This is a genomic window from Ruegeria sp. BHSC043 (assembly GCF_059612985.1).
This window is the reverse complement of record NZ_JBXWRS010000001.1, coordinates 911,895-924,730: the sequence shown is the minus strand read 5'-3', so window position 1 is coordinate 924,730 and position 12,836 is coordinate 911,895. Positions and strand designations below refer to the sequence as shown.

The 12,836-nt window shown below is 63.8% G+C and carries 13 protein-coding genes; 9 read left to right on the top strand and 4 right to left on the bottom strand.

The genetic code is table 11. The features are described from left to right. Positions 1-227 precede the first annotated feature (227 nt). The 9 genes from AC2FMM_RS04545 (at position 228) to AC2FMM_RS04505 (ending at position 9,392) form a co-directional block, all read left to right on the top strand. A complete protein-coding gene (locus AC2FMM_RS04545; protein ID WP_496795905.1) occupies positions 228-782 on the top strand; it encodes a DUF3305 domain-containing protein in 555 nt (184 codons plus the stop codon). Further along, on the top strand, positions 779-1,348 hold the full coding sequence (locus AC2FMM_RS04540) for a DUF3306 domain-containing protein (RefSeq protein ID WP_496710874.1): 570 nt from the start codon (positions 779-781) through the stop codon (positions 1,346-1,348). Before AC2FMM_RS04545 ends, AC2FMM_RS04540 begins: the two co-directional genes overlap by 4 nt. Before the next feature lie 4 nt (positions 1,349-1,352). After that, positions 1,353-1,964: a TorD/DmsD family molecular chaperone gene (locus tag AC2FMM_RS04535; RefSeq protein WP_005983758.1), complete on the top strand. Its 612-nt coding sequence runs from the start codon at positions 1,353-1,355 to the stop codon at positions 1,962-1,964. Positions 1,965-2,025: 61 nt separating this feature from the next. Continuing rightward, the gene (locus AC2FMM_RS04530) at positions 2,026-2,214 is read left to right on the top strand and encodes a twin-arginine translocation signal domain-containing protein (RefSeq protein WP_496795904.1); all 189 of its coding nucleotides are present in this window, start codon (positions 2,026-2,028) and stop codon (positions 2,212-2,214) included. 129 nt (positions 2,215-2,343) lie between these two features. Continuing rightward, on the top strand, positions 2,344-5,238 hold the full coding sequence (locus AC2FMM_RS04525) for a formate dehydrogenase subunit alpha (protein ID WP_496795903.1): 2,895 nt from the start codon (positions 2,344-2,346) through the stop codon (positions 5,236-5,238). A gap of 11 nt (positions 5,239-5,249) precedes the next feature. After that, positions 5,250-5,843 (top strand): formate dehydrogenase FDH3 subunit beta, encoded by a 594-nt coding sequence (fdh3B, locus tag AC2FMM_RS04520; RefSeq protein ID WP_005983764.1) that lies wholly within the window; start codon positions 5,250-5,252, stop codon positions 5,841-5,843. Positions 5,844-5,914: 71 nt separating this feature from the next. Next, positions 5,915-7,123, top strand: a complete 1,209-nt coding sequence (locus AC2FMM_RS04515; protein ID WP_496795902.1) for a formate dehydrogenase subunit gamma — start codon at positions 5,915-5,917, stop codon at positions 7,121-7,123. Continuing rightward, positions 7,124-8,386: a c-type cytochrome gene (locus AC2FMM_RS04510; protein ID WP_496710877.1), complete on the top strand. Its 1,263-nt coding sequence runs from the start codon at positions 7,124-7,126 to the stop codon at positions 8,384-8,386. Positions 8,387-8,519: 133 nt separating this feature from the next. Then, positions 8,520-9,392 (top strand): substrate-binding domain-containing protein, encoded by an 873-nt coding sequence (locus AC2FMM_RS04505; RefSeq protein WP_496795901.1) that lies wholly within the window; start codon positions 8,520-8,522, stop codon positions 9,390-9,392. A 7-nt stretch (positions 9,393-9,399) separates the two neighbouring features. Here the strand turns inward: AC2FMM_RS04505 and AC2FMM_RS04500 are convergent, their stop codons facing one another. The 4 genes from AC2FMM_RS04500 to AC2FMM_RS04485 form a co-directional block, all read right to left on the bottom strand. Beyond that, the gene (locus AC2FMM_RS04500) at positions 9,400-10,215 is read right to left on the bottom strand and encodes an ABC transporter substrate-binding protein (protein WP_496795900.1); all 816 of its coding nucleotides are present in this window, start codon (positions 10,213-10,215) and stop codon (positions 9,400-9,402) included. Between the two features lie 19 nt (positions 10,216-10,234). Beyond that, positions 10,235-10,969 carry an ATP-binding cassette domain-containing protein gene (locus AC2FMM_RS04495; protein ID WP_496679672.1) on the bottom strand — a complete coding sequence of 245 codons (735 nt, stop codon included), beginning with the start codon at positions 10,967-10,969 and terminating at the stop codon, positions 10,235-10,237. After that, complete coding sequence (locus AC2FMM_RS04490; protein WP_496687103.1) at positions 10,962-11,675, bottom strand: ABC transporter permease; 714 nt, start codon at positions 11,673-11,675, stop codon at positions 10,962-10,964. Before AC2FMM_RS04490 ends, AC2FMM_RS04495 begins: the two co-directional genes overlap by 8 nt. Before the next feature lie 153 nt (positions 11,676-11,828). Further along, positions 11,829-12,818, bottom strand: coding sequence for an ABC transporter substrate-binding protein (locus tag AC2FMM_RS04485; RefSeq protein WP_496679669.1), 990 nt, complete (start codon positions 12,816-12,818; stop codon positions 11,829-11,831). Between the last annotated feature and the right edge of the window lie 18 nt (positions 12,819-12,836).

The following is a 12,836-nucleotide window of genomic DNA, read 5'->3' as shown; positions in this document are numbered from 1 at the left end:
CTAACCTTAGACCCAAACGCCGCTCATGCAACGTGTGGCGGCCGGTTCCGGTCAGAAACTGTGTATCGTCCGCCATCGCCGGCTGATCGTCGCCGCGACCCATTTGCGACGACTTTTTTTCCAAATCACCACCATTTCAGGCCGCTGCGGGCTTGGCACGTGGCCCATTTGTGTACCATAGTGAACCATAGGGAAAGCAGGGGAGAGCTTTTCCGGGGAGGATCAAAGTGGCCGAGGCCGCAAAACAGATCGAAATGCCGGTTGGCGTCGTCGTGCGCAAGACACCGGGGGTTACGCGCTGGGCCCGGTGGAATTGGCGCGCGGTCGCGGTGCTGCCTGGCGCCCCACCCGCTGACTGGGTCGAACTGCGCCGCGAGGGCGACGCGGTCGAATACCACGCCGCCACCCTGCCCTTGAAACTCTGGTCCGATGAAACCGAGGCCTATATGGCCAATCTCTCGGACAGCCAGCCGTCCCTTTACCTTGTCCTGCGCGACGATGCCGAAGGCGATCGTCCGCTGAACGCGTTTTTGATCACCGCCTCGCCCTACGAGGGGCAGGACTATGCCGATACCGGCGAAGAGATCGTGGAAAAGATCCCGATGACCGAAGGCCTGATTGCCTGGGTGCGCGATTTCACTCTGGCCCATCACCGCGATGAGGTGTTCGTCAAACGCCGCCGCGACAAGAAACGGGTGGATCTTGTGGAAGACGGCAAGGGCGATTCGCGCATCCGGCAGGCCTCGGATGTCTACCGCGCCCCGCGGAGGGCCGTGCAATGAGCGCTCGACAGGATTTCTGGTCCCGCCGCAAGGCCGCCGTGCAGGCCGAAGCGCATGCCGAACAAGAGGCCCTGATCGCGCAGGAGATCGCCGCGCAGCAGGCCGAACTGGAAGAAAAGACCGACGCCGAGATTTTGGCCGAGCTTGACCTGCCCGACCCCGACTTGCTGCAGGCGGGCGACGATGTTTCAGGCTTCATGGCCAAGGCAGTGCCGGACCGTCTGCGCCGCCGCGCGTTGCGGCGCTTGTGGAGGTTGAACCCGGTGCTGGCGAATGTGGACGGGTTGGTCGACTACGGCGAGGACTACACCGACGCCGCCTGCGTGGTCGAAAACCTGCAGACGGCTTATCAGGTGGGCAAAGGCATGTTGCGCCACATCGAGGCGCTGGCCGAGCAGAAGCAAGCCGAGGAACAACCGGTCGAGGCCGAAGCCGTGCCGGCAACCGAACCGCCCGAACCTGAAGCCGAGCCCGCGCCCCTTGTCGAAGTGGCAGACGCCATCCAACCGGATGAGGACGAGCGCACCCCGGCCCCGCGGCGCATGAAATTCGAATTCGAAGGATGACCCGATGAACATTCGCGACCCGCAGACGTTCGAGATTTCCCCCGAGGACCGTCTGCGCGCGGATTTCTACAACTTCCTGGGCCTGCTGCTAGCCACACCGCCCGACCAGACCCTGCTGAGCCAGATCGCGGCGCTGTCGGGGGACGAGACCGATCTGGGCCAGGCCATTCAGGCCATGGCCCGCGTGGCCAAAGTGACCAAGCCCGAAGCTGCCGAGCGCGAGTTCAACGCATTGTTCATCGGGCTTGGGCGCGGAGAACTGCTGCCCTATGCCAGCTTCTACCTGACCGGTTTCCTGAACGAGAAACCGCTTGCGCAGTTGCGCAACGACATGGCTGCGCGGGGCATCACCCGGGCGGCAAACGTGTTCGAACCCGAAGACAACATCGCCTCGCTGATGGAGATGATGGGCGGCATGATCGTCGGCCGTTTCGGCGGCCCGGCCGCGTTGGAAGATCAAAAGACGTTCTGGAACAAGCATATCGGTCCCTGGGCCGAGCACTTTTTCTCGGACCTGGAAGCAGCCGAGCATTCGGTTCTCTATGCCTCGGTCGGCACAGCCGGCCGGGTTTTCATGGAGATCGAACGCGAGGCCTTCCGCATGACGACGCATTAGGCGGCCGTCATTCGCTGGCGCCCCGGCGGGCGCTGAACCGCAAATGGGAAAGGAGGATCCCATGAGCAAGACCAAGGAGAGCGGCGCCAGCCGCCGCGACTTCCTGAAACTGGCGGGCACCGCGGCCCCGGCAGCCGTTGCAGCGACCAGCCTGGGAACCGAGGTCGAAGCGGCCGAGCAACCCTCGGACGAGACCCGCATTCAGGACACGGCGCATACCCGCGCCTATTTCGACAGCGCGCGCTTCTAGGCCGCCTCGGCGACGCCCGGCGCAGGTCCGGACGTGGTCACACTCGGCTGACGGTTGCGATTGGCCCTGACGTCGATTTCGAAACACCAAGCCAGCCATGATCAGCATGGCCAGCAAGGGAGGAAAGAAATGCTTAGGAAAAAGACCAACGGGGTTGCGAGACGCCCCCAGCGGACAAGTATCCTGTCCCAAATCGGCGAAAAGAGCGTCGATCGCCGCGCGTTCCTGCGTGGCTCGGGCCTGACGATCGGCGGCCTGGCCGCGATCAGCGCCACGGGTGGAACCGTGTCGCCCGCCAGCGCCCAGACCGCAGCCAATACGGCTGTCGAGAACATCAAATCCGTCTGCACGCATTGCTCGGTCGGCTGTACCGTGGTTGCCGAGGTGCAGAACGGCGTGTGGATCGGGCAGGAACCCGGTTGGGACAGCCCGTTTAACCTCGGTGCTCACTGTGCCAAGGGGGCTTCGGTCCGGGAACACGCCCACGGCGAACGCCGCCTGAAATACCCGATGAAGAAAGAGGGTGGCGAGTGGAAGCGCATCAGCTGGGAAGAGGCGATCAACGAGATCGGCGACGGCATGATAAAGATCCGCGAGGAGTCGGGGCCTGACAGCGTCTACTGGCTGGGCTCGGCCAAGCACAACAACGAACAGGCCTATCTGTTCCGCAAGTTCGCGGCCTACTGGGGCACCAACAACGTGGACCACCAGGCGCGGATTTGCCACTCGACCACCGTTGCGGGTGTTGCGAATACATGGGGCTACGGCGCCATGACCAACAGCTACAACGACATCCACAATTCCAAGGCGATCTTCATCATCGGCGGCAACCCTGCCGAGGCGCACCCCGTCTCGCTGCTGCACGTCCTGCGCGCGAAAGAGCAGAACAACGCCCCGCTGATCGTCTGTGACCCGCGCTTCACGCGCACCGCGGCCCATGCCGACGAATATGTCCGCTTCCGCCCCGGCACCGACGTGGCGCTGATCTGGGGCATCTTGTGGCACATCTTCGACAACGGCTGGGAAGACAAAGAGTTCATCCGCACCCGTGTCTGGGGCATGGACCAGATCCGCGAAGAGGTCGCCAACTGGACCCCCGAAGAGACCGAGCGCGTCACCGGCGTGCCGGGATCGCAGCTCAAGCGCGTGGCGCGGACGCTGGCCAACAACCGTCCTGGCACCGTGATCTGGTGCATGGGCGGAACCCAGCACACCAACGGCAACAACAACACGCGCGCCTATTGCGTGCTGCAGCTGGCGTTGGGCAACATGGGCACCTCTGGCGGCGGCACCAACATCTTCCGCGGCCATGACAACGTGCAGGGCGCAACCGACCTTGGCGTCCTGTCCCACACCCTGCCCGGCTATTACGGCCTGTCTGCAGGCGCATGGGGTCACTGGGCGCGTGTCTGGGGCGAGGATCTGGACTGGCTGAAAGGACAATTCGACACGATCAAGGACAAGGACGGCAAGGACAAGCCGCTGATGAACGAGCGTGGCATCCCGGTGTCGCGTTGGATCGACGGTGTTCTGGAAGATCCCGAAAACATGGATCAGCCAAACAATGTCCGCGCCATGGTTCTGTGGGGCCACGCGCCCAACTCGCAGACCCGGATGGTCGAAATGAAGACGGCGATGGAAAAGCTGGACATGCTGGTCGTGATCGACCCGTATCCCACCGTTTCCGCCGTCCTGCATGACCGGACCGATGGCGTCTATCTGCTGCCGGCCTGCACGCAGTTCGAAACCCGTGGCTCGGTCACGGCGTCGAACCGGTCGTTGCAGTGGCGCGACAAGGTGGTCGATCCGCTGTTCGAAAGCCTGCCGGACGAGGTCATCATGGCCAAGTTCGCCAACAAGTTCGGCTGGGCCGACCGGCTCTTCCGCAATATCGAGATGGAGGACCCCGAAACCCCGAATGTGGAAAGCATCACGCGCGAGTTCAACGCGGGGCTGTGGACGATCGGCTATACCGGTCAGTCGCCAGAGCGGATCAAAAGCCATATGGCCAACCAGCACACGTTCGACAGAACGACGCTGCAGGCCGTGGGCGGTCCGAATGACGGCGAATACTACGGCCTGCCTTGGCCCTGCTGGGGCACCGCCGAGATGGGGCATCCGGGGACGCCAAACCTCTATGACATGTCCAAACCGGTGGCCGAGGGCGGCCTGACCTTCCGCGCACGTTTCGGCGTCGAGCGTGACGGGCAGAACCTGCTGGCCGAAGGGGTCTACAGCGTCGGTTCCGAGATTCAGGACGGTTACCCTGAATTTACCATGCAGATGCTGATGGATCTGGGCTGGGATGGCGACCTGACGGCCGAGGAACGCGCGGCCATCGACGCCGTGGCCGGGCCCAAGACCAACTGGAAGACCGACCTGTCGGGCGGCATCCAGCGGGTGGCCATCAAGCATGGCTGTGCGCCCTTCGGCAACGCCAAGGCCCGTACAGTGGTCTGGACCTTCCCGGATCCGATCCCGCTGCACCGCGAGCCTCTGTACACGCCGCGGCGCGATCTGGTGGCCGACTATCCCACCTACGAGGATCGGCACGACTATCGCTTGCCGACCTTGTATGCTTCGATCCAGAAGAACGACTTTTCAAAGGATTACCCGATAATCCTGACGTCAGGTCGTCTGGTCGAATATGAAGGTGGCGGCGACGAGACACGGTCGAACCCGTGGCTGGCTGAACTGCAGCAGGACATGTTCGTCGAGATCAATCCACGTGACGCCAACAACCTTGGCATTCGCGACGGATCGCAGGTCTGGGTCGAAGGTCCCGAGGGCGGCAAGGTCAAGGTGATGGCGATGCTGACCGAAAGGGTCGGTGCCGGCGTGGCCTTCATGCCCTTCCACTTTGGCGGCCATTTCCAGGGCGCGGACCTGAGGGAGAAATACCCGAAAGGCGCCGACCCGTACGTACTGGGTGAAAGCACGAACACCGCCCAGACCTATGGCTATGATTCAGTGACCCAGATGCAGGAGACCAAAGCGACTCTCTGCAAGATCTGGGCAGCGTAAGGAGGACGATAATGGCTAGAGCAAAGTTTCTCTGCGACGCTGAACGCTGCATCGAGTGCAACGCTTGCGTGACCGCGTGCAAGAACGAACACGAGGTCCCGTGGGGCATCAACCGCCGCCGGGTGGTGACGATCAATGACGGCAAACCGGGTGAGCGTTCGATCTCGGTCGCCTGTATGCATTGTTCGGATGCGCCTTGCATGGCGGTGTGCCCGGTCGACTGCTTCTATCAGAACGAAGAAGGCGTCGTCCTGCATTCCAAGGACCTGTGCATCGGCTGCGGCTATTGCTTCTATGCGTGCCCGTTCGGCGCGCCGCAATACCCGCAGGCGGGCAACTTCGGATCGCGCGGCAAGATGGACAAATGTACCTTCTGCGCCGGCGGCCCCGAGGAAACGCACTCGACCGCAGAGTTCGCCAAATACGGCCGCAACCGGATCGCCGAGGGCAAACTGCCCATCTGCGCCGAGATGTGTTCGACCAAGGCCCTGCTCGCCGGTGACGGCGACGTGGTCTCGGCCATCTACCGCGAACGCGTCGTGGCGCGCGGGTTCGGCTCGGGCGCTTGGGGTTGGGGCACGGCCTACGACCAGAAGGACGGCTGAGACCTCAGCCTGACAACACGGGTGACCCGCCCCGGTGGGTCACCCGATTATGGATTAATACCGAGGTTCCGATGCTGCGCATTTTTCTGGCTTTGACGTTGACACTTGGGATCGCGCACGGCGCGCTTGCACAAGACACGACCGGCACAGACGAACCAGCCGCTGCCCCGCGCGCGCAGACCGGTGGCGCCACGACACTCGAGGATATTCTGGCCCGGCAACGCGGCGAGAAGGTCGACAACAGCTATCGCGCGCAGAATACCGGGCAAGGCAATGCCGAAGGGCTGTTGGGTCAGTTGGGCACGCGCGGCGTCGCCTCGGACAGCGATGTGTATCGCGCCATCCGCTATGGCTCGGCCGATGTCACCGTGTCGACCAAGGGGCCTGCTGCCGGCGTGCTGATCCAGGACGGCGGCATGTGGTGGTGGACTTTCCGCACCGGTCCGCTGCGCGAGTACGGAACCTATATTCTGAGCGGGATGCTGGTCGTTCTGCTGTTGTTTTTCCTGATCCGCGGCCGCATCCGCATCGATGGTGAGAAAACGGGCCGCACGGTCACCCGGTTTTCAGGATTTGAAAGGTTCGGGCACTGGCTGTTTGCCGGCTCGTTCCTGATCCTTGGATTAACCGGCCTGCTGTCGCTGTACGGCCGCGATTTCCTGATCCCGCTGTTCGGCAAAGAAGGGTTCGCCACCATCGCGCAAGGCTGCAAGTGGCTGCACAACAATCTGGCCTGGGCCTTCATGCTGGGATTGATCATCATCACCGTGAACTGGATCGCCCACAACATCCCCAACCGGACCGACCTGAAATGGCTGGCGGCCGGCGGCGGATTGTTCACCAAAGGCAGCCACCCCCCGGCCAAGAAGTTCAACGCCGGTCAAAAGATCATTTTCTGGCTGTGCATCCTGATGGGCGTCTCGATCAGCCTGTCGGGCCTGTCGCTGCTGTTCCCGTTCGAACTGCCGATGTTCGCTAAGACGTTTTCAATCGCCAACGCGACCGGGTTGCCGCAGCTGCTGGGACTGGACCTGCCCACGCAAATGTCTCCGCAGGAAGAAATGCAATATGCCCAGGTCTGGCACGTCATGGTCGCCTATGCCTTCATCGCCATCATACTGGCGCATATCTACCTCGGCTCGGTCGGCATGGAAGGCGCGTTTGACGCCATGGGTACCGGCGAGGTCGAAGAGCAATGGGCGCGCGAGCACCATTCGCTGTGGCTGGAAGAGGTAAAGGCACAGGAGGCCAGCGACGGCGCGGCCTCGCCTGCCGAATAGATGCGCGGGCTGGCTCTGGCGCTGGCCCTGCTGCCGCTGCCGCTGGCGGCGGATTTCTACACGCTCAAGGGCCATGGCGGACCGATCATGGACATCGCCACGGCCCCGGACGGGCGCATTGCCACCGCCAGTTTCGACAATTCCGTGGGCCTGTGGTCCGGACAGCAGCCGGACTGGCTCGAGGGTCACGAGGCTGCCGTGAACGCAGTGGTTTTCAACGGCACCGCGATCTATTCGGCCGGCGACGACTTTACCCTGCGCCGTTGGCCCGGTGGACAGGTCGTAGGTCAGCACAAGGGCAAGGTCGTCGGACTCGCTGCCTCAAAGACCCTCGTGGCGACTGCCAGTTGGGACGGGACCATCGGTCTTTGGCCAACCGAGGGCGGTGCGGCCAAGTCGCTGGGCCCAACGGGCAGCGGAGTCAATGCGGTGGCCTTCGCGCCGGACGGGCGGACGCTGTTCTCCGCTGGGGTCGACGGCAGCCTGCGGGTCTGGGACGTCACGACAGGAACCGAAACCGCGCGGCTGGTCGAGCATGGTTTCGGCATCAACGAATTGGTCCTGAACGCGCAAGACGGTTGGATCGCCTATGGCGCGGTCGATGGCGTGACCCGCATTCTTGACCTTACCACCGGGGCCGAGCGCGATTTCACGCTGGACCGTCGCCCGATCCTTGCGCTCGCCCTCAGCCCGGATCGGTCGCTGCTGGCGGTGGGCGACGGCGAGGGCTACATCATGGTCATTGACACGCAAGATTGGCGGATCGCGCAGGATTTCCGCGCAACGCTGCGCGGCCCGGTCTGGGCACTGGCCTTTTCGCCCGATGGTGAAAACCTGCACGCAGGCGGGCTGGATCAGGCCATGTATAGCTGGCCGGTGGCCGCGCTGGGGTCGCAGGAACGAATGGTCGGCCAAGAGCCGAGTTTCCTGAAGGACCCCGACGACATGCAAAACGGAGAACGGCAGTTCGCCCGGAAATGCTCGATCTGCCACAGCTTGACGCCGGACGATCAGCGCCGGGCCGGGCCGACCCTGCATGGCGTGTTCGGGCGGCGGGCCGGGACACTGCCCGGGTACACCTACTCGGAAACGCTGCAAGGGTCTGATATCATTTGGACTGAACAGACGATAAACGCTCTTTTCGATCAGGGACCGGACCACTACATTCCGGGGTCGAAAATGCCGATGCAGAGGATTGCGCAGGCGCAGGACCGCGCCGACCTGATCGAATTCCTGCGCGGCGCCACGGCGCCCGCGGACTAACCAGGAGGACCAGATGAAAGCCTTTCTTGCCGCTGTTGCCACGATGGCCGTCGTGACGGTCGCCGCCCCATTCTTGCTGACCCAGATGGGCCTGTCCTCGGCCGAACGCGGCGCGGCCGTGCGGCTGGAGTGAATGCCCGACTTCCTGACCACGCGCGAGTTGGCCGACCTGCTGCGAATCGGCGAGCGCAAGGCCTATGATCTGGCCGCATCGGGCGAGGTGCCCTGCGTGCGGGCTATGGGCAAGCTGCTGTTTCCACGGGCCGAGGTGCTGGCTTGGCTGAATGCGTCGCGCTCGGGCCCGCAGACGGCTGAACCGCCCCTGCCCCCGATCGTGGCCGGCAGCCACGATCCGCTGCTGGACTGGGCGCTGCGCGAAAGCGGCTCGGGGCTGGCTACCTACTACGACGGATCGTTTGACGGGCTGCGGCGGCTGGCCGACCGCAAGGCGCAGGCCGCGGTTCTGCATATTCACGAGCCTGGCGGGTTCAACACCGGCGCGCTGCGCGACACGCTGGGCGAAGCGCCCGTGGTTCTGGTCCAGATCGCCCATCGCCAGCGCGGCCTGCTGTTGTCGCCCGGAACGCAAGGCATCGGCGAGTTTGTCGACCTGAAGGGCCGCCGCGTTCTGCTGCGGCAGGACAGCGCCGCCAGCCAACATCTGTTCGACCGACACTTGGCCGAACACGACCTGAGCCGCGACGACCTGGACACCTTGCCCAATTGCGCCCGCACCGAAGAGGAACTGGCCATCGCCCTACACGACGGCAAGGCCGAGGCCGGGTTCGGGCTGGGGGCTCTGGCCAGTCTTTATGGGCTGGGCTTCGTGCCGACCCACTCCGAACGTCTGGATCTGGCGATCTGGCGTAGGGCGTATTTCGAACCGCCCTTGCAGAAGCTGCTGTCCTTTCTGCACTCGGACGGGTTTGCCGCCCGCGCGGCCGAGATGGGCGGCTATGACCTGACCGACTTGGGCGCGATCCGCCACAACGGCGCCAGCGGCTGAGGGCCGGTCACCTGGCGTTGGGAAAGAACAGCTGTTCGCCCTCCAACCGATAGGACGCAATGGCCGCCTGACCATCCGGTCCGGTGAGCCAGTCGATGAACCTCTGGCCCGCGGCGGCGCGAACGCCGGGGTGTTTTTCCGGGTTCATGAGGATCACGCCATATTGATTGAACAGGCCCGGATCGCCCTCGACCAGAACCGCAAGATCGCCCTTGTTGCCGAAGGCCAGCCATGTCGCCCGGTCGGTCAGCGCATAGGCCCCCATCCCCGCCGCCAGATTCAGCGTGGCGCCCATGCCCGAGCCGGTCTCGCGGTACCAAGTGCCCGAGTCAGCGGTCGGGTCGAGGCCGGAGGCTTGCCACAGGCGCATCTCGGCCTGATGGGTGCCGCTGTCATCCGCGCGCGAGGCGAAGGTCGCCCCGGCATTCGCGATGGCGGTCAGGGCAACGGCGGCATCGGTCATTCCCTTGATGTGCGCCGGGTCGGACTTGGGCCCGACGATGACGAAATCGTTGTACATCACGTCGCGGCGCTCGATGCCCCAGCCCTCGGCCACGAACGCCTCCTCGGCTGGTTTGGCATGAACCAGCAAAACGTCGCCGTCGCCGTTCTTGGCATTGCGGATCGCCTGCCCCGTTCCCACGGCCACTACGCGCACCTCGATTCCGGTTTCGGCCTCGAAGCCCGGAAGAATGAAGTCCAGCAGGCCCGAGTTCTGCGTCGAGGTCGTTGACTGCACAATGATGAACGCCTCCTCGGCCGTCGCCGGGTTGGCGACAAGTCCGAACAGGACCAGGGCGCTTGTGAGTACTGCGCGAAACATGGATTGCCTCCGATTTTTGTTATGTGACCAACCAGCCTGCCAGATACTGGCGCGAGGCTTGGCATTCCGGCGCCTCAAGCACCTGTCTGGCGGTGCCGTGTTCGACGACGCGCCCGCCTTGCATCATCACGATGTCCGCCGCCAGACGCCGGGCCTGCCCGACGTCATGCGTGACCATCACTATCCGCACCCCGCGCGCCGAAGCGCGCAGGATCATCGCCTCGATCGCCTGCGTGGCGGTGGGGTCCAGCGCGCTAGTGGGCTCGTCCAGAAACAGCGTCTCGGGGTCCAGCGCCAGCGCGCGCAGGATAGCCAGACGCTGCGCCTCGCCGCCCGACAGAGACCGCGCCGATTGCCGGGCCTTGCTGTCCAGCCCACCTTCGGCCAGCAGGTTAGCAATCCGCCCCTTGCGCGCAGCACGGCCCAGCCGCTTGCGTTTCAGAACGAAGTCTAGATTGGCCGCAACCGACCGGCGCAGCAGCACCGGCTGCTGGAACACCATGGCCTGCCGGGCCTTGTGATCGGCGTTCAGGTCCAGACCATCCTGCAGGACCCGGCCCCTGTCGGCACGGATCAGCCCATGCAGACAGCGCAAAAGCAGGCTTTTGCCGGCACCGTTCGGCCCCAGGATCAGCGTCGGCCCGGGCCCGTCCAGCGACAGCTGGGGAACATCCAGCAGGACCCGCCCCTTGCGTTCGATGGCAAGGCCCGAAATTTCCAGCCGGTTCGGCGTGTCTGGCATTAGGTCACGCATGGCGCAGCCCCTCCTGCTCGGCCCGCAGGGTCAGGGCGCTGACCATGGCATTCACGGCCACTGCAATCCCGATCAGGATCGCACCAAGCGCCAGCGCCAGGGCCAGGTTGCCCTTCGAGGTCTCGAGCGCGATCGTCGTTGTCATCACCCGTGTCACGTGATTGATGTTGCCGCCGACGATGATCACCGCGCCGACCTCGGCGATGGCCCGGCCGAACCCGGCTAGAAGGGCGGTAACCAGGGCCAGCCGCGCATCCCACAGCAGCACCGGTACCGAGGCCAGCCGTGACACCCCCAGCGACCGTAGCTGTTCCGAATATTCCTCGGCCAGCAATTCCACAACCTGCCGCGTCAGCGCCGCGATGATCGGCGTGACCAGCACGGTCTGGGCAATGATCATGGCGGTCGGCGTGTACAAAAGCTCGAGCACGCCCAGCGGGCCGGACCGAGAGAGCATCAGATAGACCAGAAGGCCGACGACGACGGGCGGGAACCCCATCAATGCGTTCATCAGGATGATCAGCGCCCGCCGCCCGGGAAACCGCGCCACGGCCAGAGCGGCCCCGACCGGCATCCCGATCACGGCCGAAATCAGCACCGCACACACCGAGACCTGCAGAGACAAGACCACGATCGCCCACAGGTCGGGGTCTCCTGTCAGGACAAGCTGCGCCGCGTGGCTGAATTCTGATGCAAAATCTTGCACTTTCTCCAACCTAGTCTGAGTTTCGTAGGAAACTCGGGGAATTACAGGATAATACTAGCGCAATTTGCGCTTCGGCCCCACAGAAATCCGACATTCACAACGACAAACGCGGCCCAATCGAGGGCCGCGTTTTCATCCTGAGCATTCGGTGGATCAGTTCAAAGCCGCATCCGTTATCTGGTGGGTCCAGGCGCCTTCGGGCTTTTTGGTGATCACCGGGTCCGAGCCGCCGGCCAGCAAGGTGCTCACCGTGCGCTCGAAATCGGCCGGGTCCAGCGCACCGTTCGAGCCTGCGGTCAGCTTGGCGATCTCCCCCATCATGCGCTTCTGGTGCTCTTCGGTCTGGGCACCTGTCGCGTCGTTTTCCAGCACGATTTCGGCGGCCTCGTCTGGGTTCTCCTCGGCGTATTTCCAGCCTTTCATCGAAGCGCGCACGAAGCGTTCCATCTTGTCGACGAAGGCCGGGTCGCTGAGGTTGTCTTCAAGCACGTACAAGCCATCTTCCAGCGTGGCTACGCCCTGGTCTTCATACTTGAAAGTTACCAGCTCGTCGGGGCTGACGCCGGCGTCGATGACCTGCCAGTATTCATTGTAGGTCATGGTGCTGATGCAATCGGCCTGGCGTTGCAGCAGAGGGTCGACGTTGAAGCCCTGCTTCAAAACCTCGACACCGTTCTCGCTCTTGCCGCTGGTGTCGATACCTAGCTGGCTCATCCAGCTCATGAACGGGAATTCATTGCCGAAAAACCAGACGCCCAGCGTGCGGTTCTTAAGGTCCTCGGGCGAGGAAATGCCCGCGTCCTTCCAGCAGGTCAGCATCATGCCAGAGCTTTTGAAGGGCTGCGCGATGTTGACCAGCGGCAGGCCCTTTTCCCGCGCGGCCAGCGCGGCGGGCATCCATTCCACGGTGACGTCAGCGCCACCGCCCGCGATCACTTGCGTGGGCGCGATGTCGGGACCGCCGGGCAGGATGGTGACGTCCAGCCCCTCTTCTTCGTAAAAGCCCTTGTCCTTGGCGACGTAGTAGCCCGCGAACTGGGCCTGGGTGACCCATTTCAATTGAAGCGTCACCTCGTCTGCGGCAAAGGCCGAACTTGCGGCGAATCCTAGGGCGGCTATGGCCCCGGTCAGTAGCTTGTTCATCTTCATCTTCTCCTAGTT